This window comes from Telluria sp. ZB4P36 (assembly GCF_059685865.1).
The window spans coordinates 361,755-385,194 of sequence record NZ_JCASIE010000004.1 but is presented as its reverse complement, the minus strand read 5'-3'; the positions used below and the strand labels follow the sequence as shown (position 1 = coordinate 385,194).

General features: G+C 67.0%; 17 protein-coding genes and 1 pseudogene. 4 read left to right on the top strand and 14 right to left on the bottom strand.

Going from position 1 to position 23,440, the window contains the following annotated elements; translation table 11 throughout:
• Together AC56LK_RS09330 and AC56LK_RS09325 are read right to left on the bottom strand one after the other, a co-directional pair.
• Positions 1-138, bottom strand: a pseudogene (locus AC56LK_RS09330) (IS1595 family transposase); the annotation flags it as partial.
• A gap of 139 nt (positions 139-277) precedes the next feature.
• The gene (locus AC56LK_RS09325) at positions 278-3,004 is read right to left on the bottom strand and encodes a DUF4214 domain-containing protein (protein ID WP_497184268.1); all 2,727 of its coding nucleotides are present in this window, start codon (positions 3,002-3,004) and stop codon (positions 278-280) included.
• A gap of 236 nt (positions 3,005-3,240) precedes the next feature.
• On the opposite strand from AC56LK_RS09325, the gene AC56LK_RS09320 reads away from it, so the two are divergent.
• Positions 3,241-3,369 carry a hypothetical protein gene (locus AC56LK_RS09320; RefSeq protein ID WP_497184267.1) on the top strand — a complete coding sequence of 43 codons (129 nt, stop codon included), beginning with the start codon at positions 3,241-3,243 and terminating at the stop codon, positions 3,367-3,369.
• Between the two features lie 23 nt (positions 3,370-3,392).
• On the opposite strand, the gene thpR is transcribed toward AC56LK_RS09320, so the two are convergent.
• A complete protein-coding gene (thpR, locus tag AC56LK_RS09315; RefSeq protein WP_497184266.1) occupies positions 3,393-3,887 on the bottom strand; it encodes an RNA 2',3'-cyclic phosphodiesterase in 495 nt (164 codons plus the stop codon).
• Positions 3,888-3,894: 7 nt separating this feature from the next.
• On the bottom strand, positions 3,895-4,743 hold the full coding sequence (panB, locus tag AC56LK_RS09310) for a 3-methyl-2-oxobutanoate hydroxymethyltransferase (protein WP_497184265.1): 849 nt from the start codon (positions 4,741-4,743) through the stop codon (positions 3,895-3,897).
• Between the two features lie 187 nt (positions 4,744-4,930).
• Between panB and AC56LK_RS09305 the strand changes: the two genes are divergently transcribed.
• Complete coding sequence (locus tag AC56LK_RS09305; RefSeq protein WP_497184264.1) at positions 4,931-5,410, top strand: hypothetical protein; 480 nt, start codon at positions 4,931-4,933, stop codon at positions 5,408-5,410.
• A gap of 5 nt (positions 5,411-5,415) precedes the next feature.
• Here the strand turns inward: AC56LK_RS09305 and AC56LK_RS09300 are convergent, their stop codons facing one another.
• A complete protein-coding gene (locus AC56LK_RS09300) occupies positions 5,416-7,113 on the bottom strand; it encodes a PQQ-dependent sugar dehydrogenase (RefSeq protein WP_497184263.1) in 1,698 nt (565 codons plus the stop codon).
• Between the two features lie 154 nt (positions 7,114-7,267).
• On the opposite strand from AC56LK_RS09300, the gene AC56LK_RS09295 reads away from it, so the two are divergent.
• Positions 7,268-10,219, top strand: coding sequence for a glycoside hydrolase family 2 TIM barrel-domain containing protein (locus AC56LK_RS09295; RefSeq protein WP_497184262.1), 2,952 nt, complete (start codon positions 7,268-7,270; stop codon positions 10,217-10,219).
• A gap of 40 nt (positions 10,220-10,259) precedes the next feature.
• Here AC56LK_RS09295 and AC56LK_RS09290 read toward each other — a convergent pair whose 3' ends face one another.
• The 7 genes from AC56LK_RS09290 to AC56LK_RS09260 all read right to left on the bottom strand — a co-directional run bounded on the left by AC56LK_RS09290 (position 10,260) and on the right by AC56LK_RS09260 (position 18,093).
• Positions 10,260-13,250: a TonB-dependent receptor gene (locus AC56LK_RS09290; protein WP_497184261.1), complete on the bottom strand. Its 2,991-nt coding sequence runs from the start codon at positions 13,248-13,250 to the stop codon at positions 10,260-10,262.
• Between the two features lie 160 nt (positions 13,251-13,410).
• A complete protein-coding gene (locus AC56LK_RS09285; protein WP_497184260.1) occupies positions 13,411-13,746 on the bottom strand; it encodes a DMT family protein in 336 nt (111 codons plus the stop codon).
• 10 nt (positions 13,747-13,756) lie between these two features.
• A complete protein-coding gene (gene folK, locus AC56LK_RS09280) occupies positions 13,757-14,230 on the bottom strand; it encodes a 2-amino-4-hydroxy-6-hydroxymethyldihydropteridine diphosphokinase (RefSeq protein ID WP_497184259.1) in 474 nt (157 codons plus the stop codon).
• A complete protein-coding gene (gene pcnB / locus AC56LK_RS09275) occupies positions 14,227-15,630 on the bottom strand; it encodes a polynucleotide adenylyltransferase PcnB (protein ID WP_497184258.1) in 1,404 nt (467 codons plus the stop codon). The genes folK and pcnB overlap by 4 nt, the downstream gene beginning before the upstream one ends.
• Positions 15,623-16,297, bottom strand: a complete 675-nt coding sequence (locus AC56LK_RS09270) for a histidinol-phosphatase (protein ID WP_497184257.1) — start codon at positions 16,295-16,297, stop codon at positions 15,623-15,625. The genes pcnB and AC56LK_RS09270 overlap by 8 nt, the downstream gene beginning before the upstream one ends.
• The gene (hda, locus tag AC56LK_RS09265) at positions 16,294-16,977 is read right to left on the bottom strand and encodes a DnaA regulatory inactivator Hda (protein ID WP_497184256.1); all 684 of its coding nucleotides are present in this window, start codon (positions 16,975-16,977) and stop codon (positions 16,294-16,296) included. The genes AC56LK_RS09270 and hda overlap by 4 nt, the downstream gene beginning before the upstream one ends.
• Positions 16,978-17,010: 33 nt before the next feature.
• Positions 17,011-18,093 (bottom strand): AI-2E family transporter, encoded by a 1,083-nt coding sequence (locus AC56LK_RS09260; protein WP_497184255.1) that lies wholly within the window; start codon positions 18,091-18,093, stop codon positions 17,011-17,013.
• A gap of 139 nt (positions 18,094-18,232) precedes the next feature.
• Here AC56LK_RS09260 and purM point away from each other — a divergent pair, with 139 nt between their 5' ends.
• A complete protein-coding gene (purM, locus tag AC56LK_RS09255; RefSeq protein ID WP_497184254.1) occupies positions 18,233-19,276 on the top strand; it encodes a phosphoribosylformylglycinamidine cyclo-ligase in 1,044 nt (347 codons plus the stop codon).
• 64 nt (positions 19,277-19,340) lie between these two features.
• On the opposite strand, the gene AC56LK_RS09250 is transcribed toward purM, so the two are convergent.
• Together AC56LK_RS09250 and AC56LK_RS09245 are read right to left on the bottom strand one after the other, a co-directional pair.
• A complete protein-coding gene (locus AC56LK_RS09250) occupies positions 19,341-21,350 on the bottom strand; it encodes an alpha/beta hydrolase family protein (RefSeq protein WP_497184253.1) in 2,010 nt (669 codons plus the stop codon).
• Positions 21,347-23,386, bottom strand: a complete 2,040-nt coding sequence (locus AC56LK_RS09245; RefSeq protein WP_497184252.1) for an alpha/beta hydrolase family protein — start codon at positions 23,384-23,386, stop codon at positions 21,347-21,349. The genes AC56LK_RS09250 and AC56LK_RS09245 overlap by 4 nt, the downstream gene beginning before the upstream one ends.
• Positions 23,387-23,440: the final 54 nt, after the last annotated feature.

Genomic DNA, 23,440 nt, shown 5'->3' with positions numbered 1-23,440 from the left:
CGCGCCAATCTGCCCGATCAGGGCGATTACCTGGTCGAGCCCAGCAGCCGGATGCAGGGCTGCAAGCGTTTGCAGTCGTTGCGGCTGGTTCAGGGCGGGCAGCTGTGCAAACCATTTTGTGAAGCTGGGCGCTTTCATGGCCGGTTCCTGTCGATGCGGACAGGTCTTGGACCATGCGAGAGCTCAGCAGTTCAATCCTCATCCATAGCTAACGATGACAGCGCCATAAAAAAAGCCCTTCCGGTCGACTGGAAGGGCTGCAAGGGACCTGGGTAGTTTAGAAGATGAAGTCGCTCATCACCGGGATCGCCGTGTTGCCGTACATGCTGAAGATCATGTCGACGTCGCTCGTGTAGTTGCCGTCGCCGTTGGTGTCGACCAGCATCCAGCCGTCGTCCACGCCGTACATCGCGAAGGCGATCGAGCGCTGGGTGCCGTTGTCGTTGAATACGCCGACGCCGTCCTTGAGCGTGCCCTGCAGGATGTGGTCGGTATTCGAGGCCAGCTTGATGGTGGCGAAGCCTTGCAGGTTGCTGCCCTGCGCCAGATGCAGGCCCGACAGGTCGATCTTGTCCACGCCGACCTGGAAGTCGTAGATGGTGTCGTAGCCGTTGACCTGCTTCTCATTGCCCTTGGCCCAGATCAGCTGCGAGTCGCTGGCCTTGTCGAACTTGACGACGTCCTTCACCTGTTCGTAGCGGTACAGCAGCACGGTGTCCTTGCCTTCGTTGCCGTCGAATACGACGCCGGTTTTGGTCGCGGTGTGGTAATCCATGCCCTTGCTGCCAATGTAGTTCAGGGTCGCGGCCGGGGCGTTGGCGCTGCGGGTGACGCCGTCGAAATTCACGTTGCCGGTCGATCCCGACGCGTCGAAGGTGGTCATCACGTCGGAAGTGACCGTCAGGAGCCGCATGCTTGCATCGCCAGTCACCTGGATCGTCTTGGTGCCCTGGGCGTACAGGTAGGAAAAGCCGTTCACGTAGTCCGCGGCGACCCGGCCTTCGTTGGTGCCGGTTGCGGGATTATCGGCCTCCATCTTGTTGACGCTCGAATGGAGGATGACCGTCTCGACGCCGCTGGTTTCCATGACGTTGCCCTGCACTATGCCACTGGTCCGGCCGTCGGCGCTCGCGTCGTTCGCAATCATGCTGATGGTCAGCTTATCGTTGGTGCCGGTGGCATCCTTCAGGTTGAACTTGACGGTCTGGCCGATCGTGTGGTGTTCCGTCGGCTTCCCTTGCAGGTCGAGGTTGACGTCCTCGCTGGCGAACTGGATGGTCGAGTTGGCACGGCCGTTGGTAAACTCGACCACTTCGCGCAGGCGGCCATGGCTGTGCAGAGTGGTGACGTCGCCCGCGCGGTCGAGGTTATAGACGCCTTTGCCGGTCGAGAAGTCCAGGATCTCGAAATTGGAATACACCAGGTTGCTGGTCACGCCCAGGAAGGCCGCGTCGCTGGCCACCATGGTGTCGGTGCCGGCGCCGCCGTTCACGGTCGCGCCGCTGAAGGCCGACTGCGAGAAGGTATAGCGGTCGTTGCCGGCGCCGAGGTCGACCGCAGCAGTGCCGGCCAGGCCGCCGGTCATGACGAGGGTGTCCGCGCCCGAGCCGGTCTTGATGTTCAGGTTGGCGGTGGTGGTCGCGGCCAGGGTCTGCGCGCCGCCCGACAGCGCGCCGTCGAAGGTCTTCAGCGAGGAGATGTCCTTCAGGTCCGCGTCGAACTTGCCGGCGCCCTTCAGGGTCATGGTGACCAGCTTGTCGTCCGCGGCCAGCGCCGTGGTGGTCAGCTGGAAGCTGGCGGCGTTATCGATATTCAGCGCGGTGGCCTTGGCAGCCGCCAGGTTGATGTTCGAACCGGCCCCACCGTTCCCTGCATCGACCTTCAGGTTGACGGTCTTGGCGTTGGCATCCGTGACAGTCGCGCCGTTGCCGACGCCGTTCAGGTACAGGGACAGCGTGTGGTCGGCGGTGGCGTTGTTGATGGTTGCGGCCTGGCTGGTGTTGGCCAGGCCGACCGTGGTGAGCGCATTGCCGGTAAGCGTGGCCGCAGCCGTGTTGCCGCTCGTCCAGACCGCGTGACCGCCGTTGGTCGTGATGGCGCCGGCAGTCGTCTCGATGGACAGTTCGACTGCGTCGGAGACTTTCACGTTGACGGCGCCCCCTGCGCCGATGCCCACTTCCCGCAGGCCGGCGAAACCCGACATGTCATACGCGCCCGCATTGCCGACGCCGCCCTTGGTGATCAAGGCGAGTTCCTGGATGTTGGTCAGCGATGCGCCGGCCGGAGCGGCGGTCGCCATGGCGCTGCCAGTGTCCATGACGAGCAGGCTGTTGGTGCCGCCGCCGCCGTGGATGCTGTCCCCGCTGGAGAACGTGGCGGCGTTGGCATGGAAAACGTCGTCACCGCCGCCGCCCTGGAAGGCGACACCGGTATCCGCACCAGCGCTCAGGGTGAACAGGATGGGGGCCTTGCTCGCCGCGACAAAGGCCGCGGTCGAGGCATCCAGCTTCGCGGTCTCGGTCGCCAGCGACGCGTCGGTGGTCACGGCGGCGGTCAGCTGCTTGGCGAAGGCGAGGGCCTCGTCGCCGTTGTAGGCGGCCTTCTCCGGGTGCACGTTCAGCGCGCCGGTGAACTTGCTGGCGAACTTGACCTTGTTGTTGTAGGCCACCAGGTCGGCGTTTTGCGCGCCGCCGGCGATGGCGGTCACCACCGCGTCCACCGTCAGGACCCGGTTGTCGAGCGCCTTTGCCCAGTAGTCGAGGCCGGCCGGTTCGCCGTCGCGGCCGAACAGGTTGTTGTAGACGGTGTTGACCACGGTGCGATTGTCCTTGCCGCCGTAGGCCGCGATGTATTCCGCCGAAGATGCGAAGGCGGCCGCGACGGCCGACAACTTGCCGCCCTGGCTGTCGACCACGCCGTTCCAGAACGCCAGGCCGGCCGGGTCGCCGGGGCGGTTGTAGTAGGCAACGTAAAGTTGTTGGATCGCGTTTTCGTAATTGGCCATGCTGTGCTCCAGATTTGTTTGGTTCATCCGAGGGCGACTGTCTCATGCAGTCGTCCGATGAGAAACATTCTGGCATGGGCCTTTCTGGATTACCGCCCCCCGCCAAGGGGGAAAGCAGGGCAGGGGCGTATGCACATGTCTTGCATGCGAGGAAAGAGCCGGCTGCCGGAACCGGCATGTCCGCGACATTCCCTATACTGGCCGGGTCAGCAATCCATTCCCGGAAGCTTACCGTGATGAGCGCGATACTCTTTTCGATCCTTGTCCTGGCCGGCATCGGCTGGGTTCTCCACGTCAACGCGCGCGACCGCAAGGCTCTGGAAAACGAGCTCGACGACGAGTTCTGGAACAAGCCCGGTCCTTAGAACCTTAGCGGACGTCGTGCTTGTCAGGCGTAATCGCGCAGCACCGTGTACACGCCGTCCTTCGATTCGACCAGGGAATAGCCGCGCGCATCCCATACGATGGGCGGGCCATCGGGCGGCGGGGTGGCGCCGCCGGCGCGGCGCGCCATCGTCACGTGCGGACGGTAGCTGCGTGTTTCCGGCGGCAGGCCGAGCCCCACCAGGGCGGTGGAGAGGCGCGCATGCAGCGCCGGCAGTTCGGGCGGCGCGCGTTCGGGTTCGAGCACCGCGATCCCGTTATGCCACAAGGCGGCGCGATTCAGTTCGAGGCGGAAGGGTTCGAAGGGCAGCGCGCAACCCTCCAGCAGTTCCGGCAGGCGTTCGTCTGGCACGCCGCCGAGGAAGTGCAGGGTGACGTGCAGCTTGTCGGCATGGACCGGCGCGGCGCTCTTCGGCCAGGCCCAGGCATCGCGCCGCTCCTTCAGCAGGTGGCGCAGGCCCGGGTCGGGCCACAGGGCGAGGAACAGCCGCCTGTCCATGCGCGTCTCAGAAGCAGTGTTCCGGCGCCGGGAAGCTGCCGTCCTTCACCGCCGCCACATAGCTGGTCACGGCCGCGTCGATGCTGGTCTGGCCTTCCATGAAGTTGCGCACGAAGCGCGCCTTGCGGCCCGGGAAGACGCCGAGCAGGTCGTGCATCACCAGCACCTGGCCGGAACAATCCGGACCGGCGCCGATGCCGATGGTCGGGATGGCCAGCAGTTCGGTGACTTCCTTGCCCAGCGCCGCGGGAATCGCTTCCAGCACCACCATCGACGCGCCCGCCGCCTGCAGCGCCAGGCCGTCGGCCTTCAGCTGCTCGGCTGCCGCATCGGTCTTGCCCTGCACCTTGAAACCGCCGAAGGCATGCACGAACTGCGGCGTCAGGCCGATGTGGGCGCACACCGGAATGCCGCGCTCGACCAGGAAGCGCACGGTCTCGGCGAGCCAGGCGCCGCCCTCGATCTTGACCATCTGGGCGCCGGCGCGCATCAGGGTGACGGCGTTGTTGTAGGCCTCGACCGGGGTCGTGTAGCTGCCGAAGGGCATGTCGGCCAGCACCAGGGCCAGCTTGTTGCCGCGTGCGACAGACGCCGTGTGGTAGGCCACGTCAAGCACCGTCACCGGCAAGGTCGAGTCGTAGCCGGCGCAGACCATGCCGAGCGAATCGCCGATCAGCAGCACGTCGACGCCGCAGCGGTCCATCAGCGAGGCGAAGCTGGCGTCGTAGGCGGTCAGCATCGCGATCTTGTCGCCGGCGGCGCGCATGGCCAGCAGCGCGGGGGCGGTGACGGCCTTGCGGACGGGTTTCGGGGCATCGTTGGCGGCCGGATCCTGACCTTGCAGGTAAGCGCTCATGGAAATCCTTTTAAAACGGTCGTTCGGAAGGGCGTAGTGTAATGCGGCGGAAGCAAACGCGCAGCGTCTTCGTCATAAATGGAATTTCCGGCGCCGATCAGGAAGCTGATCGTTTCCGTACGCGCGCTGGCGCCGGTGCGGCCTTGCTGTATGTTGTCGGTGTGTACGTACAGGAGGACTACGCCGGATGGACTTCGCATATCTGAATACGGCCATCCGCGATGGCATCGGCCACAACCATTGCGTCCTGTGCGGGACGGCGCTGAACAGCTATCTCGACGAGCTGCCATGCCCGCACTGGTTCCTGGTACCGGGGTGGCGCGGTTTTCGCAACCGGACCCTGGCGCGGGTATTCGAGTTGTTCGAGCTTGCCCAGCTGGTCGATTACCTGAAGATCGCTGCCGCATCCCGGCATGCGGGCGAGCAGGGCATCCCCTGGCGCCCGGGCGAGGTCGAGGGCAGCGTCGGCATCGCGATCCCCTGGGGGCGCCGCGGCTGGGAATTCAGCTACGACCAGCGCGACATCGGTCCGGACGGCAGGGTGCGCCGTTTCCTGCTGGCGATCCGTTACGACGAAGCGCTGGTCGACCAGGCGCAGATCACGCTGGCCGGCGACGATGGCCGGGTCGTGGTGAAGCCGCTGGTACAGCGCCGGCGCGCCGTCTGAAGGCCTCAGGGGGTGGATGCGCCGGCCGGGCTGACGCGCCAGATCTCGCCGCTCACATCGTCGACCGCCAGCAGCGCGCCGTCGTCCTGCACCGCCACCCAGGATGGCCTGCCCCAGACTTCCTTGTCGCTGGCCACGAAGCCGGTCATGAAATCCTGGTATTTGCCGGTCGGGACGCCGTCTTTCATGAACACCCGCACCACTTTCGATCCGGTACGCGTCGCGCGGTTCCAGGAGCCGTGCAGGGCCAGGAACATATCGCCCCGGTAGGCGGACGGAAAGGCGGCACGGGCGCCCGCGGGCGCATCGTAGACGGCCATGCCCAAGGGGGCCGAGTGCGCGGTCAGCAGCAGGTCGGGCGTCGTCACCTTGCCCTTGAGGTCGGGCCGCCGCCCCTTCAGGCGCGGCTCCTCGTGGTCGCCGATGTAGTACCACGGCCAGCCATAGAAGGCTCCTTCGCGGACGCGGGTGAGGTAGTCCGGCGGCAGGTTGTCGCCCAGCAGGTCGCGCTCGTTGACACTGCAGAACAGGTCGCCGGTACCCGGATGGCGAACCATGCCGACACAGTTGCGCAGGCCGGTCGCGAAGGTGCGCTTGCCGCTGCCGTCCGGATTGAAGCGCAGGACCACGCCGCGGTCCAGTTCCTCGCCCCAGGCGGCGCCCAGGCCGTGCCGGCGCTCCCAGTCGGGCAGCGGCTCCGGCGGGCGCTCATCGATCGCCTCGCCGATGTTCGAGGCCGAGCCGATCGACACGTACATGGTCTTGCTGTCGCTCGAGAACACCAGGGTGCGGGTGGTATGGGCGCCCGGCGCCGCCACCAGGTGCGGAACCACCACTTCCGGCTCGGCGCTGGCCACCAGGTCGCCGTTCCTGTAGGGGAAACGCACGATCGAGTTCACATAGGCGACGTACAGGTATTGCGGGTTGGGACCGACGGGCCAGAACGCGAAGCCGAACGGGCGGTTCATGCCGGCGGCGAAGGTGCTGACGGTATCGGCGCGTTCGCCGGTGGAAGAACGCAGCACCTTGATGATCCGGCGCGACATCGAGCCCAGGAAGATGTCGCCGTTGGGCGCCTTGGCCATGATGCGGCCGCGGTCCGGGTCGGTGAACCAGAGATCGACCTTGAAGCCCTGCGGCACCGCCGGCAGCGTGCCGGGCGGGCGCGGCACGGTGGCGGGAGGATTGCCGGCGCTGGCGGTGGCAAACGGCTTGTCGAGGTCGGCGGCCCTGACTTCATGGATGCGTCCGGGGCTGTCCTTGCTCCAGTGCTCCCCGACGGCGGAGTTCGCGGTGGCGGCGGCTTTGGGCTGCACGGCCTTGCCGCGTACGGTCGACAGGTAGGCGACCAGGGCGGCGCGATCAAGCTGGCTCGGCACGTTGACCGGCATGGTGGTGCCGGATGCATAGCTGCCGGGGTCCTTCAGGAAGGCATCCAGTTCAGCCGCGTTCCAGCGCTTTCCGCTCCGGCCCGCGGCGGCCAGTGCGGGCGAATAGCCGAAGCCGGCGCTGCCTGCCACCGGCCGGCCCAGCACATTGAACAGGCCCGGACCCGCCAGCGTGGCACCGTCGGCCGACACGGTATGGCACATGGCGCAGTTGGACGCGAACAGCTTTTTTCCGGCGGCGGCGCCCGGCGGCGCTGCCGCATGCGCGCCGGCGGCGATGAGAAGGGACAGCGCGAGTAGGGGCAGATGGCGCATGCTGGCGTTTCGTGGAAGGGGCAGCCGATTATGCCGGGTAATTCCTGCCCGGCGCCGCGCATCCGGCTCAAGTCGCTGATTTTTTCGCGCCTGGCGTGGCCCCACCCCGGGCTTCCCCTACCATGGCGGTTCCACTTTTCCACCGGATCCCGCCATGCTGGTCGTCCTGCTCCGCACCGTCATCGTGTTCTTCTTCTGCTTCGGTTGCGCCTGGGCGCAGGCGCCCCATCCGGCACAGGAGGCCGGGTTCACGCGTTCGCTCAACGGCGCATGGAGCTTCAAGTACGTCGCGGGTGCCGATGCAGGCGCCGACGAAGGCTTTACCGATCCCCGTTTCGACGCCGGCGGCTGGCGCAGCATCGCGGTGCCGTCCAACTGGGAACTGCAAGGCTTTGCCGAACCGCGCTATGCGGACACGCTCGAGCAGGGCCTGGGCCTGTACCGGCGCAGCTTCGCTGTGCCCGAGGGCTGGCGCGGGCGCCGGGTGTTCCTGCGCTTCGAAGGCGTGGCCTTCGGCTACGAGCTCTGGGTGAACGGCAGGAAGGCCGGGAGCTCGTCCGCCAGCGCCTTCAATGCCCATGCCTTCGACGTCACCGAGGCGGTCGCGTATGGCGCGGACAACCTGCTGGCGGTGCGCGTGACGACCCGTCCGCATGGGGTCGAATTCGACCTGAACGACGACTGGTCGCTGTCGGGCATCTATCGGGACGTCAGCCTGTTCTCGCTCCCGGCCACGCACCTGCGCGAGTTCGCCACCGCGACCGAACTCCGCGCAGGCGGGACGGCCATGCTGTCGGTGTCGGCCAGCCTGGCCGGGACCGATGGATCAGTGCGCGCCGAACTGCGCGGGCCGGACGGACGCAGGGTAGCGCATGCCCTGATGCGCCCCGACGCCCAGGGCCGCCACCGCGCCACCTTGGCCGTGCCGCGCGCGGCGCTGTGGAGCGCCGAGACTCCGGTGCTGTACCGGCTGACACTCCAGGTGCTGGCCAAGGGGAAGGTGCTACAGAATGTCGCCTCACGCGTCGGCCTGCGCCAGGTCAGCATCGACAAGGGCGTGCTGATGCTGAACGGGCGGCCCATCAAGCTGCGCGGCGTGAACCACCACGACCTCGACCCGGAAGGCGGCCGCGCGATCCCCGAGGCGCGCCTGCGCAGCGACCTCGCGCTGATGAAGAAGGGGAACGTCAACTACCTGCGCACCTCGCACTATCCGCCGACCCGCCGCCTGCTGGAACTGTGCGACGAACTGGGCTTCTACGTAATGGACGAGGTATCGATCGGCCATGGCGAAGCGAACCTGGAAAAGCCCGAATACCGGGCCGGCATCATGGCGCGGGTCGAGGCGACTATCGCCCGCGACCGCAACCACGCCTCGGTACTGATCTGGAGCATCGGTAACGAGAACCCGATCACCCAGGCCGAACTCGACGCCGCCCGCCTGGCCAAGGAGCGCGATCCGACCCGTCCCGTGACGATCCCGAAAGTGGGCAGCTACTTCGCCGCCAACCATGAACGCCTGCCGGCCTTCGTCGACATCCATGCGCCCCACTATCCGGTCAACGCCACCCTGGCCGCCTACGCGGCGAAACTGGACCGTCCCACCATCCTCACGGAATACGCCCATGCGCTCGGACTGGCGACCGACCGCATCCAGGATCAGTGGGACATCCTGCAAGCCCACCCGGTGTTTGCCGGCGGCTCGATCTGGCATTTCATGGACCAGGCGATCCTGCGCACCAGCCCCACGCCGGTCGATAGGTCCAAACCGACCCAACTGGTGTGGCTGGACGCGCACCGCTACCTGGACACCCATGGCCTCGACGGCGCGGACGGACTGACCTACGGCGAGCGCACACCCCAGACCGATTTCTGGCAGATGCGCAAGGTGTACGCCCCGGTGCAGATCGGTACCAGCGAACTGCGCCTCGGCCAGGGGCGCCAGCGTCTTGCCGTCGAACTGGAGAACCGTCACGACTTTCGCAGCCTGCGCGGCATGCGCCTGCACTGGGCACTCGAGCACAATGGCCGCAAGCTCCGGCAGGGCGAGCTGTCCCTGCGCGCGGCCGCCCGTTCGCGCGAAACGGTGGCGCTGGAGCTGACGCCGCCGCCCGTGGAGCCGGGCGACGTGCTGGTGCTGGCTCTGCGCTGCGTCGACGAGAATGGACGGCAGATCAATGAACGCGCAGTGCGCCTGCGCCACGATGCCCCGCAGGCCGGCCAGGCGGCGGCGCCCGGCGTGATGCCGGAGCTGAGCGAGACCGCGGACGAAGTGCGGGTGCGCAGCGCCGCCTGGACGCTCAGCCTCGCACGGCGCACCGGACAGCTGTCGGTGCGCGACGCCGCCGGAGAGCTGCTCGTGGCCGGTATCCATCCGCATACCGGCCGCACGTTGAGCATGGCGGAGGAGCTGAGCCTGTCCAAGCGCCCGCTGTGGCGCAGCGTGTATCTGCCGCTGCTGGCAGCACCCCAGATCGCGGTTGAAAAAAGCGGCGACGCCATCGCGCTGAGCGTGGCCGGCCGTTTTCATGCTGGGGAGCAGCAGGAGACGCTCACCGGCGGCTACAAGCTGCGCATCGCTGCGGACGGCACGCTGGACCTCAGCTACGACTTCACCGTGGCCCAGGCCGCGCAACTGTCCGAAGCCGGCATGTCGGTGGTGGCGCCGCCCGCGCTGACGGAGTTCCGCTGGATCGGGCAGGGGCCCTATGCCGGCTATCCGGGCAAGGACCGGCTCAATGAATTCGGCCTGCATCATCTCGGCCGCGCGGACCTGCGCTTCCAGGGGAACCGGCGCGGCACGGAACTCGCCATGCTCACGGCGGCCGCCGGCCAGGGACTGGCGCTGGCGCTCGCGCCGGGCGATGTCGCGGTCGAGAGGCAGGGGGAGAATACGGTGATCAGCCATAACGCGCTGATCGGAGGACTGGGCAACAAGGGCACCCTGCCTGAAACGATGGTCACGCTCCAGCCGGGTCAGCGGATCAGCGGGAGCTTCCGCCTGATGCTGCTGGCGCCCGCCTGGCCGGCCCAGGTCGCCCGCTGGTTCGGATCGGTGCCGCCGACGCCGCTGCTGGCGCCCTTCCATCACAGCTACGACCAATGATCCTGGCCGGGCGCCTTGCGGCGCCCGGCCAGGGCGGGACTCAGAACTTGTACGACAGTCCCAGCGCGAAGGTGCGGCCCGAGTGGGCGTACAGCAGCGTATCGTTGCGCTGCGAATCGCGGCCATAGCGCAGCGGTTCGTCGCTCAGGTTCGAGCCTTCCAGGCTGACGCGCAGGTTCGGCGTGACGTTGTACGACATCGAGAAGTCCAGGTTGGTTGCGCCGTCCACGAAGGTGTAGTCGTGGCCATTGACGTCGCCCAGCACGTTGAACAGGTAGGCCGAGCGGTGCGCGGCCGAGACGCGTGCGCTGAACTTCGGATCCTCGTAGTACAGGGTCAGGTTGCCGGCCTTGGGCGACATGCCGACCAGGTTGGCGTCCATCGTCAGCGCCGGCAGGGTGGCGGTGGCGGTGCGCGTGATGTAGGTGATGGTCGACTTCACGCGGGTGTAGTTGGCCAGCAGGCCGAAGTTGCGCCACACGCCCGGCAGGAAGTTGAACGGCGCCTGCAGGTTGAATTCGACGCCGTTGAGCGGACCGCCCGGCGTATTGGCCGCGCGGCTCACCGTCACCACCGACCCCGGCAGGGTCGGGCAGGCCGGGGTGCCGCCGGTCAGCGAGCAGCCGCCCCCGCCGCTCAGCAGCGAATCCGGCAGGCCCAGGGTGTTGTAGGGTACGCGCTCGCTGATGCGCTGGATGTAGGTGTCGATCTCCTTGCGGAACAAGCCCACCGACACCATCGCGTTCTTGTCGTAGTACCACTCGGCCTGCAGGTCGAAGGTCTTGGCGCGGATCGGGTCGAGCCCCGGGCTGCCGATGCTGACGGTCTGCGCCTGCACGTTGACCGTCGCCGAAGGCGCCAGGTCGACATACTCGGGACGCGACAGGGTCTTGCCCGCCGAGAAGCGCAGGTAGACGTCGTTCGGCAGCTGCGCGGTCAGGTTCAGGGCCGGCAGGTAGTCGCGATACTTCTTGTCGAAGCTGACCTCGGTCAGGGTGCCGCCGCCGTTGACCAGCGCCGCCGCGGTGGCGCGGGTTTCGGCGGCGCGCACGCCGGCATTGCCGCGCAGGGTCACCGGGCCGACGTCATAGTTGAAATCGGCCGACAGGTAGAGCGCATCGATCATTTCCTTCACGCGGCGGTTCGACTGGGTCAGGAGCTGGTATTCCGAACCCGGCACGGCGGCGCAGTGGCACTCGATGTCCCACACCTTGCGGAACTTGTCGAGGTCGACCGCCACCCACTGGCCCGGGTAGCCCGAACCGTCCAGGCCGCGGCCGAAATTGCTGATCATGCGGGTCACGCTGGCCATCTGGAAGCCGGCCGGGTTGGGCAGGCCGTTCGGCGCGCCGGAGCCCACTTCGAAGTTGGTCCAGGTGTTCTCGCGCGCCGACAGCCCCGAGCGCAGGGTCAGGTTCTGGTTGACTTCCCAGCTGGCGCCCAAGGCATTGGTCTTGAGGCGGTTGCCGGTTTCCAGCTTGCGGCCGACGAACTGGCCGTGCACGGTGCCGTCCGGATCGACCGGTCCCCAGCTGAAGTTGGCCGGATTGGCCACGTCGATGCCGAAGTTCAGGGTCGGGACGTTGCGGTTCTGGCGGAAGTCGAACGCGTAGCCGTTGACGTTCGGCGAGTCGATCTGCACGGTGGCGCGCATCGGCGAATCGAGGTCCGAGCGCGAGACGCCGCTCATGAAATCGAGCTTGATCGTGTCGGTCAGCTTGTGGCTGCCCGAGAACACGTGCTGGCGGAACTTGGTGTTGTTCACGTCCAGCAGGCCCTCCGAGCGGATGTCCACACCGTTGAACTTGCCGTATTCCCAGCTGCCGTTGCCGTTGAACGAGGATTCGACGATCGAGGTCTGCGGCTTGCCGTTGGCGGCGGCGAGGCTGCGGCCGAAGGAGATGGCCGAGATGTAGTTGTCGTAGCGGTCGTTCTTGAAGTCGCCGCCCAGCAGGTCCAGGTTGAGCTCCGTGCCGGCGGCAGGGCGCCATTGGAAGGCGGCGGTGAGGCCGGCGCGCTCGTACTCGGCCACCGAGCGGCGGTAGCGCGGGATGCGCGGGTGGAAGGCACCCGAGCCCGGCGCTGGATTCGCGACCGTGCCGCCAAAGTTGTCGGTGCGGCCGAACACGTCGTTGTAGGCCGCTGCGGTCGAGGTGCGCGGCAGGTTGAAGCCGCAGTTGGCGGCGGTGATGCCCTTCACCGCGGAGTTGGCCGGGTTCTGCGGGGTCGCGCCCAGCGGCGAGCAGAAGCCGCCGTCCGCGTTCGCCGACAGCAGCTCGACCGCCTCGTAGCCTTCCTCGGTGGCGTGGCGCTTCGAGTAGGCACCCGAGACCAGGAAGCCCAGCTTGCCGATGCCGGTGTCCCAGCGGTTCGAATACAGGGCGGTGGCACGGGGAGCGGGGCGGTGCGCCAGGGTGTTGTAGGTCTGCTGGCCGGCCACGGTGATGGTCTCGCCCTTGAAGTCGAAGGGCCGCGCGGCGCGCAGGTCGACGGTGGCGCCCAGCGAGCCTTCCTCGATCGCCGCTTCCGAGGTCTTGCGCACTTCCAGGCTGTTGAACAGCTCGGACGCGAACACCGAGAAGTCGAAGGCGCGCGAACGGTTGGTGCTGCCGTTGATGTCCGAGGCGCCGGTCGCCGAGATGGCTTCGATGCCGTTGATGCGCACCCGCGTGAAACCCGCGTTCAGGCCGCGCACGCTGATCTGCTTGCCCTCGCCACCGTCGCCGCGCGCCAGCGAGACCCCCGGCACGCGCTGCAGCGATTCGGCCAGGTTCGCATCGGGGAACTTGGCGATGTCCTCGGCCTTGATGACGTCGACGATGCCGTCGGTGTTCTTCTTGACGTTCAGGGCGCTGTTCAGGCTCGCGCGAAAGCCGGTCACGACCACGGTGCTGGTGTTGTCCGCCGCCGGCTGTTCCTGCGCGGTCTCCTGCGCCTGTGCCTGGCCGAAGAGGGCGGCCACGGCGAGCGCGCCGGCCGTCAGTTTGAATGGGTGGACACGCTGGCCGTGGCTGCGTTTGGGGTCTGTCATATTGTCTCCGGGGTTATCGATTTTTGCTCTGCCCGATTTATTCTCGGGCAGATCGGAGAGCTTGATGAGCAGTACGCGCCAAACGCTCAAGCTGTTGATCTTGATTATTCGATGTGCATCGTATTGACGACAAATACGCGAAAAATAATCAGCTTGTTGATTATCGGCCGACGAACAGGAAGCCCACGGCCGCCATGATGCAGGCGAAGGCGGCGAGGTGGCGCCATGACACCGGTTCGCCGAGCACGGTCACCATGAAGATGCCGAACACGACCAGGGCGATCGCTTCCTGCATGACTTTCAGCTGCCCGGCGCTCCAGCCGCTCGCGAAGCCGATCCGGTTCGCGGGGACGGCGAGGCAGTACTCGACGAAGGCAATGCCCCAGCTGATCACGATGACGCTCAGGAGCGGCTTGTGCATGCCCCCCTTGAGATGCCAGTACCAGGCGATCGTCATGAAGATGTTCGAGGCCGCGAGCAGCAGGAAGGTCGTCATCGGCCGCGCGTCAGCCGATCTTCTCGACCGCCTGGCTCGCCACCAGCGGCAGGTAGTCGCGCACCGGTCCGACGCCGGGGATCACGAGTTCGGGCGCGATCTCGGCCAGCGGCGCCAGCACGAAGCCGCGCTCGTGCATGCGCGGGTGGGGCACCGTGAGGGATGTGGTGGCAATACGCTGGTCGCCGTACAGCAGCAGGTCGAGGTCGAGCGTGCGCGGCGCGTTGCGGTAGGGACGCTCGCGGCCGTGCGCCTGTTCGATGTCCTGCAGCGCGGCCAGGAGTTCATGCGGGTCGAAGGCCGTGTCGATGCAGGCGACCGCGTTGATGTAGTCGTCGCCGCTGGAATCGACCGGCGCGGTGCGGTACAGGCCCGAGGTTTCGACCACCATCGTCCCGTCCAGCAGGGCGAGGCGGCGCAGCGCATCGAGCACGTTGGCCCGGGCGTCGCCCAGGTTCGCGCCGATGCCGACGTAAGCGATCATTCCTCGCCGCCGCCCTGGGCCGGCGCGGCCTCGCCGCCAGCGGTCTTGCGCGGACCCCGGCGCGGCGGACGCTTGCGCTTCTGTCCCGCTCCTTGTCCCGCGCCTTGTCCCGCTTCGCCACGGTCGCGCTGGTTCGCCGCCGCCAGCAGGGCTTCGCGCTCGCCGCCTTCGGCCGCATAGAACGCGGTCCACCATTCGCCGACGTCGCCCGGCAGCTCGCCCGACTCGCAGCGCAGCAGCAGGAAGTCGTAGCCGGCGCGGAAGCGCGGGTGCTCGAGCAGCTTGAAGGGCGCCTTGCCGGTGCGGCGCTCGAAACGCGGCTGCATGGCCCAGATGTCGCGCATGTCGGTGGCGATGCGGCGCTGCAGCGCCAGGTTCTCGGTCTGGGTGTCGAGCACGTCGTCGGCGGCCAGGTGCAGGGCCGGGATCGGCGCCTCGCCGGCAGCGCGGTAGGCGTTCCACTTCTCCAGCACCTGGTGCCACAGCAGCGAAGCGAACAGGAAGCCGGGCGAGACGCCCTTGCCGGCCTTGACGCGGCCGTCGGTCGATTCCAGCGCCAGCGTAACGAACTTCATGCCGATCGGCTGCTCCAGCACGACGTCCAGCAGCGGCAGCAGGCCGTGGTGCAGGCCGGCCGAGCGCAGCTCCTTGAGGCAGGCCAGCGCGTGGCCCGACAGCAGGAGCTTGAGCATTTCGTCGAACACGCGCGCGGCCGGCACGTTGTCGATCAGCGGGGCCATCACGGGGATGGGCGCGCGCGTGGTCGGCTCGATGGTGAAGCCGAGTTTCGCGGCGAAGCGCACCACGCGCAGCATGCGCACCGGGTCTTCGCGGTAGCGCGCTTCCGGCACGCCGATGATGCGCAGCAGCTTGGCGCGGATGTCCTCGATGCCGCCGTGGTAGTCCAGCACCGTCTGGGTGGCCGGATCGTAGTACATGGCGTTGATGGTGAAGTCGCGCCGCGCCGCGTCCTCGTGCTGGGGACCGAAGTTGTTGTCGCGCAGGACGCGGCCATGCTCGTCCTTCGGCGCATTGTCGCTGCCGTTGCCGCGGAAGGTGGTCACTTCCAGCAGGTCCTGGCCGAACATCACGTGCACGATCTGGAAGCGGCGGCCGATGATGAAGGCGCGCCGGAACAGGCGCTTGACCTGCTCGGGCGTGGCGTCGGTGGCGATGTCGAAGTCCTTGGGCTTCACGCCCAGCAGCAGGTCGCGCACGGCGCCGCCCACCACGAAGGCCTGGAAGCCGGCCTCCTGCAGCGTCTGGGTCACCGTGACCGCGTTGCGCGACACGTTGCGCGGGTCGATCTTGTGCTCTTCCGGTCCGAGGATGACGGGTTGGGTCGGGTCGCGGCCGTCGTCTTTTACGCCGAGGATCTTGCGGATGAATTTCTTAATCATTGAAGAGATGAATGGTTGGCCAACCCTGCGATTGCGCGTGGGCGGCGAGCTTGGCGCTCGGGTTGGTGGCGACCGGATGACTGACGATCGACAGCAGCGGCAGGTCGTTGTGCGAGTCGCTGTAGAAGTGGCAGCGCTCGAACGCGTCGAAGCGGGTGCCGAGGCGCTCCAGCCAGGCGTGCATGTGCGTGATCTTGCCCGGCCCGGAAGTCGGGGTGCCAGCCAGCTTGCCGGTCAGGTTTCCCGCCGCGTCGTATTCCGGCATGGCGCCGATGTGGTGCGCGACGCCGAAGCGTGCCGCGATCGGCGCCGTGATGTAGTGGTTGGTGGCGGTGATGATCGCCACCAGGTCGCCGGCGTCCTGGTGCTCGCGCACCAGTTTCAGGGCTGTCGGCTTGATCGCCGGTTCGATCACTTCCGCCATGTAGCGGGCGTGCAGGGCATCCAGCTCGGCGCGCGGGAAGCGTGCCAGGGTGCCGAGGGCGAACTCGAGGTATTCGACCGGGTCGAGGATGCCGGCCTGGTACTGGGCGAAGAACTCGTCATTGCGGCGGCGGAAGGCGGTTTCGTCTACCGCGCCAATGCGGACCAGGAACTCGCCCCATTCATAATCCGAATCGATCGGCAGCAGGGTGTGGTCGAGGTCGAACAGCGCAAGGTTTTTCATTCTTTGGTTTCCGACTGCTGGTTTTCTTGCAGCAACAAATCACGCAGCAGCGGCAGGGTGACGGGACGCTGGGTCTCGAGCGAATACTGGTCGAGAGCGTCCAGCATCGTCGCCAGCGACCGCATGTCGCGCTTGAAGTGAGACAACAAATAGGGTAACACGCTCGCCGACAGCGTCAAACCGCGTGCTTCGGCGGCCTGGGTGAGCGCGGCGATCTTCTCGTCGTCCGACAGGCCCTTGATCTGGTAGATCAGGCCCCAGCCCATGCGCGTGCGCAGGTCCTCGCGCACCCCCAGCACGGCCGGCGGCACCGGGCCGGTGCTGACCATGTAGGCGCCGTGCTCGCGGATCTGGTTGAACAGGGCGAAGGCGTCGATCTGGCGCTGCGGCGAGAGGCGGTCGCAGTCGTCCAGCAGATACAGCGTCACGTCGTCGGTGTGGACGAACTGGTCCGCCGGGGCATCGAAGGGGATGTAGCGCGAGGCCGGGCTGGCCGCCAGCGCCTGCAGCAAATGGGTCTTGCCGGCGCCGGTATCGCCCCACAGGTAGGCGAAATGCTCGCGCGAAGCACGCTGCGCGAACTGGTGCATCAGGTGCGCCAGTTCGGCATTCTCGCCCACCTGGAAGGTGTCGAGGCTGTGCGCCGGTTCGGCGCCTAAATCGAGCACCAGCTGTTTCATGGCGTCGGGCTCACGGTAAAAAAGTCATATGCGTCAGGCATTATAAAAGCTGCTGCGCAGGTAGTGGGTGCGCACGTGGCGAAAGCCGACCATCAGCACCGCCGAGGCGGGCAGGGCCAGCAGCACGCCGGCAAAGCCGAACAGCTCGCCGAAGGCCATCAGGGCGAAGATCACGGCCAGCGGGTGCAGGCCGATGCGCTCGCCCACCAGGCGCGGCGTCAGGAAGAAGCTTTCGATCAGCTGGCCGGCGGTGTAGATCGCCACCACCCAGGCCAGGCCGGTCCAGTCGGCGAACTGCAGCAGCGCCGCGATCAGGGCCAGCAGCATCCCCAGGCCGAAGCCGAGGTAGGGCACGAAGCCCAGCAGGCCGGTGAGCACGCCGACCGGCAGGGCCACGTCCAGCCCCATCAGGGCCAGCGCGGCCGAGTAATACACGGCCAGCACGATCATCACCAGCAGCTGGCCGCGCAGGTACTGGGCCAGCAGTTCGTCCGACTCAAGCGCCATGCCGCCCACCTGTGCCGACCAGCGGCGCGGGATGGCGCCTGCGATGCGGGCCAGCAGGTGGTGCCAGTCGACCAGCAGGTAGAACAGCACCACCGGCACCAGGGTCAGCGTCGCGATCCAGCCCAGCAGGGCGCTGCCGCCCACGCGCACCTTGGCCAGCACCGTGGTCCAGAGGTCGTCGCCGCTGGCCGCCACCTGCTGCTCGATCAGCTGGCGCAGGCCGGCACTGTCGAGTTTGACGTTGATGCCGTAGCCGGCCAGCCAGGGCGAGACGAAGGTGTCGAGCCAGGTGAAGAAGGCGGGGATCTTGGCCTGCAGCAGGGGGATTTCGGCGCGCAGCACCGGCACCACGATCAGGACCAGGGCCACCACGGCGGCGAAGAAGGCGGTGAGCACGATGGAAACGGCCGCCACGCGCGGCATACGTCCCTTGCCCAGGCGCGCATTTGCCAGTCGATCCACGGCGCCGTTCAGCATGTAGGCGAGGATGGCCGCCGCGATGAAGGGCGACAGGATCGGACCCAGGGTGTACAACAGCAGCGCCACCGCCAGCCAGAGCGCCAACCAGAACGTGGATTGTTTTTGCTCCGGGGTCAGAAAAAAGGGCATGCCGTTATTGTTATTTTGCTAAAACGGGTTGTAAATGGGGCGCAAACGGGTAGTAAAGAGGCCGTTTTGCTAAAATAGCGGATCGACCAGGTTTGCACGGTCTCCGCCTTCTATTTTACCGCCTCCGCTGCCAAATACCATGAGCCAACCATCTAATGTTTCCCTCTCCTACCGCGACGCCGGTGTCGACATCGACGCAGGCGACGCCCTGGTCGAAGCGATCAAGCCCTTTGCCAAGCGCACCATGCGCGAAGGCGTCCTGGGCGGCATCGGCGGTTTTGGCGGCCTGTTCGAGATCAGCAAGAAGTTCAAGGAGCCGGTCCTGGTCTCCGGCACGGATGGCGTCGGCACCAAGCTCAAGCTGGCGTTCGAGCTGAACCGCCATGACACGGTCGGCATCGACCTGGTCGCCATGAGCGTCAACGACATCCTGGTGCAGGGCGCCGAGCCGCTGTTCTTCCTCGACTACTTCGCCTGCGGCAAGCTGGACGTGGCAACCGCGACCGCGGTCGTCAAGGGCATCGCCGAAGGCTGCGAGCAGTCCGGCTGCGCCCTGCTGGGCGGCGAGACCGCCGAGATGCCGGGCATGTACCCGGACGGCGAATACGACCTGGCCGGCTTCGCCGTCGGCGCGGTGGAAAAATCGCAGATCATCGACGGCAGCAAGATCACCCCGGGCGACGTGGTGCTGGGCCTGGCCTCGTCGGGCATCCACTCGAACGGCTATTCGCTGGTGCGCAAGATCATCGAGGTCGCCAAGCCGGACCTGGAAGCCGACTTCCACGGCCGCAAGCTCTCCGACGTGCTGATGGCGCCGACCCGCCTGTACGTCAAGCCGCTGCTGGCGCTGATGGCCTCGATGGAAGTGAAGGGCCTGGTGCACATCACCGGCGGCGGCCTGGTCGAAAACATCCCGCGCGTGCTGGCCGACAATCTGACCGCTGTCCTGGACGCCAAGTCGTGGACCATGCCGCCACTGTTCCAGTGGCTGCAGCAGCACGGCGGCGTGGCCGACTCCGAGATGCACCGCGTGTTCAACTGCGGCATCGGCATGACCGTCATCGTCGCCAAGGAAAACGCGGATGCGGCGATGGCGCAGCTGCAGGCCGCGGGCGAGACCGTGTACCGCATCGGCGAGATCCGTGCGCGTGAAGAAGGGCAGGCGCAGACCGTCGTGCAGTAAGCACGTCGTCTGATGCAAACAAAACGGGCGCCGAGGCGCCCGTTTTGTTTGGAAGCGGCTGCGATTACTTCGCAGCGCTGCTTCCGATATGCTTGCCCAGGAACTTCTCCACCCGCGTCCAGAAGTCGAAGCGGTTCTGCGGCCGCGTCCACCCATGTCCCTCGTCCTGGTACACGACCCACTCGACCTGCTTGTTATGGACCTGCACCGCATCGCGGAACAGGTTGCCGTGGTAGAGCGGCACGCGGCGGTCGACGGCGCCGTAGGCCATCAGCAGCGGCTGGGTGATCTTCGCCGCCTGTTCGATCGGTGAGGTGGCCTTGAACTGCGCGGCATCCTCGACCGGGTCGCCGATCATCAGCGGCATCCCATGATTCTTCCAGTCGTCCGTCAGGTCGGAATCGAAGCTCCAGTGGCCGTTGAACAGCAGCTTGATGTCGGTGACGCCCACGAAATTGATGCCGCACTTGTACAGGTCGGGGTCGTTCACCAGGCCCATCAGCGCCGCGTAACCGCCATAGCTGGCCCCGGCGATGCAAATGCGCTTGGGGTCGGCCAGGCCCTGGGCGATCGCCCAGCGCGCGGCGTCGGCGATGTCGTCCTGCATCGCCAGGCCCCATTGCTTCCAGCCGGCCCGGAAGTGTGCCGTGCCGTAGCCGCGGCTGCCGCGGAAGTCCGGCTCCAGCACCGCGTAGCCGCGCGAGGCGAGGAACTGGGATTCGGGATCCCAGCCCCAGTGATTGCCACGCAGGTAGGGGCCGCCATGCACCATCACCACCAGCGGCAGGTTCTTCGTCGCGCCGGCCGGCACCGTGAGCAGGGCCGGGATCTCGCGGCCGTCGCGTGCCTTGTAGCGCACCGGGTCCTGGCGCCCCATCCTGGCCGGATCGATGCCATCGCGGCTGCTGCCGATCGGGTTCAGCTTGCCGCTGGCGGGGTGGTACAGGTGGTAGGACAGCGGACGGACGTCCGACATGGAGCGCACCAGCACCCAGGGAGCGTCGGCACGCGAGGCCACCGAGATCAGGTTGACGCCGCCCGGCAGCAGCTTGTCCACGTCCTGCTGGATCTTCTGCATGTCCTTGTCGAACCAGACGATGCCCGGGGCGTCGGTCTCGATGGAGGCGCCCAGCAGCTTGCCGCGCCGGCTGATCAGCGCACCGTCGAAATCGTAGCCCGGCATGACGACCACGCCTTCCGGGTTGATCTTTCCCTTCGCCAGGTCGAGCGTATGCAGCGCCGCCGCATCCTTGCCGGCGTGGGCGCGCACATAGAGCGTACCGTCCGCACCGAAACCGACCGGCGTGAACCCTTCCTTGCCGCCGGAGTAGGTCGGGAATTGCGCGATGCTGCGCCAGTCGCCGCTGGCCGGTTCGCGGTAGTAAACGGTCGTCTTGCCAGCGGCGGAGTACATCCCCAGACGCGGTTCGCCGGCATTGTCGAGCAGCCAGCTGTCGATCGGTCCCGGCCGTTGCACCGCTTGCGAGCGTCCCGTCACGGTATCGAGGCGCAGCAGGCTGACGCTCTCGACCTCGTTATTCGGATCGATGTTGTAGCTGGTGACGTAGACATGGTCCGAATCCTGGGCGCCGCGTTGGCCCAGCATGAAGGTGTGCCAGGGCAGGACGTGACGCCCGATCTGGGTGCCGCCCCCGGCGACGATGTCGCCGCGCCGGTTGGCCAGCTGGCGCAGCGCGCTGCCGTCGCGGTTGACCGCGTACAGGCCGCTCGCCATGGTGTTACCGCCCGGGCCGATCTGCTTGTCGGTGACGTTGAACAGCAGGCGCTCGTCGTTCACCCACTGGAAACGCAGGACATCGACATTCTGGTAGCCGGCCACCGGGGTGGCCTTGTTCTCGTTCAGGTCGACCACCACCAGCATGTCGCGCCGGCCGGGTGCGCCCGACAGCGCCGCCAGGTAGCGCCCGCTGGGCGACAGTTCGGCGTTGGCCAGCAGCGGGTTGGAGAAGAAGGCCTCGACCGGCGGCGGCGCCGGCTCGGCTGCGGCCGCGGTGGCGGCCGCGAACAGTAGGCACGTACACAGCGACAGCGTAGCCGTCATGGAAACTTTCATTGTTTGACTCCGGCGCCGATGTGGCGGTCGAGGAAGCGTTCGACCCGGCCCCAGAAGTCGATGTTGTTCTTCTCCAGCGACCAGCCGTGGCCTTCTTCCGGATACTCGACCCATTCGACGTTCTTGTTGGTCTTCAGGAGAGCATCGCGGAACTGGGTGCCGTGGTTGATCGGCACGCGCTGGTCGGCACTGCCATAGGCCAGCAGGACCGGCTGCGTGATGCGGGCGGCCTGCTCGAGCGGCGAGGTGGCCTTCAGCTGGTCTGCGTCCTTGACCGGGTCGCCGACCATCTCCGGCATGCCGTAGGCCTTGAATTCGTCCGAGGTGTCGTTGCTGAAGGTCCAGCCGCCGTTGTAGAGCAGCTTGATGTCCGTGACGCCCACCCAGTTGATGCCGCACTTGTACAGGGTGGGGTCCTTCACCAGTCCCATCAGGGTGGCGTAGCCGCCGTAGCTGGCGCCGGCGATGCACACGCGTCCGCCGTCGGCGATGCCCTTGCCGACCGCCCAATGCACGCCATCCGCAATGTCGTCCTGCATGGCCAAGCCCCACTGCTTGAAGCCGGCCTTGAGATGCCGCGTGCCAAAGCCCTGGCTGCCGCGGAATTCCGGTTCCAGCACGGCGTAGCCGCGCGAGGCCAGGAACTGCGATGCAGGACTCCAGCCCCACGAGGCGCCGCGTACGTAGGGGCCGCCGTGGACCAGCACCACCATCGGCAGCCTGGTCTTGGCGCCGCCCGCCGGCAGCGTCAGCAGCGCGGGGATCTCGAGGCCGTCGCGCGCCTTGTAGCGCACGAACTGCTGGCGTCCCATCTGCGACGGCTTGATGTGCGGCCGCACGTCGGCGATCCTGTTCAGCGCCCTGGTCTGGATGTTGAACAGCGACCAGGTGCCGGGGATGACATCCGAGTAGGACCGCACCAGAACCCAGGGCGAACCGCTGTTGGCCGGTACCGTGACCAGGTTGATGGTGGCCGGCAGCAGCTTGTCCAGCTCCGCCTGCACCGCCTTCATGCCGGGGTCGAACCATTCGTTCGAGACCGCGTCGGTGCGGAAGCGGATGCCCAGCACCTTGTCGCGGTTGGCCACCAGGCTGCCGTCGAAATCGAAGCCCGCGGTCACCACCAGCGGCTGCGGGTCGATCTTCCCGGTGGCGGCATCGAAGAGGTGGACGGAGGTCGTATCGCGTCCGCCGCTGCGCGCCAGCACGTACAGTTTGCCTTCCGCGCTGAAGCCGAGCGGCTGCAATGCCTTGCTGCCGTCACCGAAGGCCGGGTAGCTGGCCAGCACGCGCCAGGTACCGTTCGCCGGATCGCGGTAGTGCAGCGTGATCGTGTCCTTGTCGAAGGCAGTCGCCAGCCGCGGTTCGCCCTTGTGGTCGAGCATCCAGCCGGTGACCTTGCCCGGGCGGGGCACGGTCTGGGCGAGGCCGGTCAGCGTATTCAGACGCAGCAAGTCGACGTTGCGCACCTCGCCGGCGGTATCGAGATTCAGGCTCGTCACGTACACGTCATCGGTGTCGCGCGCGCCGGCCGGACCGAGCAGGTAGGTATGCCAGGGCAGGATCTTGCGCTGCGCGCGTGTCCGGGCTGTCTTGGCGAAACCGGTGCGGTCCGCCAGTTCCACGAATTTTTCGCCGTCGCGGTTGACCGCATACAGGCCGGGCGCGTAGCGCTTGTTGCCGACGCCGACGTTCTTCTCCTGGGTGTTGAAGACCAGGCGTTCGTTGTTAATCCAGCGGAAGTCGCCGACGTCGGCGTCGTCGTACGCGGCCACCACCTTGGCGCTGTTGTCCGCCAGATTGATCACCGCCAGGAAGTCACGCTTGTTCGGCGCGCCCGAGCGCACTGCCAGGAAGCGGGCATCCGGCGACAGGCTGGCGCCGCCGAATGCGGAATTGGCGAAGAAACTGGCGATGGGCGGCCGTGCGGCCGAGCCAGGCGCCGGGGCCTGGGGTTCGGCCAGTGCCGGCGCGACGCAGGCGAGTGCGGCGGCGGTCGCCGCGCCGCGCAGCGCGCGTAAAAAAACGGTGTGCATGGAGATCTGTTCAGGTTGTCGTCGGCGGCGGGTGTCGCCAGCCGGCCAACAATA

Coding starts and splice junctions, on each gene's coding strand:
- AC56LK_RS09325 (WP_497184268.1), bottom strand. CDS start 3,004: ATGGCCAATTACGAAAACGCGATCCAACAACTTTACGTTGCCTACTAC.
- AC56LK_RS09320 (WP_497184267.1), top strand. CDS start 3,241: ATGAGCGCGATACTCTTTTCGATCCTTGTCCTGGCCGGCATCGGCTGG.
- thpR (WP_497184266.1), bottom strand. CDS start 3,887: ATGGACAGGCGGCTGTTCCTCGCCCTGTGGCCCGACCCGGGCCTGCGC.
- panB (WP_497184265.1), bottom strand. CDS start 4,743: ATGAGCGCTTACCTGCAAGGTCAGGATCCGGCCGCCAACGATGCCCCG.
- AC56LK_RS09305 (WP_497184264.1), top strand. CDS start 4,931: ATGGACTTCGCATATCTGAATACGGCCATCCGCGATGGCATCGGCCAC.
- AC56LK_RS09300 (WP_497184263.1), bottom strand. CDS start 7,113: ATGCGCCATCTGCCCCTACTCGCGCTGTCCCTTCTCATCGCCGCCGGC.
- AC56LK_RS09295 (WP_497184262.1), top strand. CDS start 7,268: ATGCTGGTCGTCCTGCTCCGCACCGTCATCGTGTTCTTCTTCTGCTTC.
- AC56LK_RS09290 (WP_497184261.1), bottom strand. CDS start 13,250: ATGACAGACCCCAAACGCAGCCACGGCCAGCGTGTCCACCCATTCAAA.
- AC56LK_RS09285 (WP_497184260.1), bottom strand. CDS start 13,746: ATGACGACCTTCCTGCTGCTCGCGGCCTCGAACATCTTCATGACGATC.
- folK (WP_497184259.1), bottom strand. CDS start 14,230: ATGATCGCTTACGTCGGCATCGGCGCGAACCTGGGCGACGCCCGGGCC.
- pcnB (WP_497184258.1), bottom strand. CDS start 15,630: ATGATTAAGAAATTCATCCGCAAGATCCTCGGCGTAAAAGACGACGGC.
- AC56LK_RS09270 (WP_497184257.1), bottom strand. CDS start 16,297: ATGAAAAACCTTGCGCTGTTCGACCTCGACCACACCCTGCTGCCGATC.
- hda (WP_497184256.1), bottom strand. CDS start 16,977: ATGAAACAGCTGGTGCTCGATTTAGGCGCCGAACCGGCGCACAGCCTC.
- AC56LK_RS09260 (WP_497184255.1), bottom strand. CDS start 18,093: ATGCCCTTTTTTCTGACCCCGGAGCAAAAACAATCCACGTTCTGGTTG.
- purM (WP_497184254.1), top strand. CDS start 18,233: ATGAGCCAACCATCTAATGTTTCCCTCTCCTACCGCGACGCCGGTGTC.
- AC56LK_RS09250 (WP_497184253.1), bottom strand. CDS start 21,350: ATGAAAGTTTCCATGACGGCTACGCTGTCGCTGTGTACGTGCCTACTG.
- AC56LK_RS09245 (WP_497184252.1), bottom strand. CDS start 23,386: ATGCACACCGTTTTTTTACGCGCGCTGCGCGGCGCGGCGACCGCCGCC.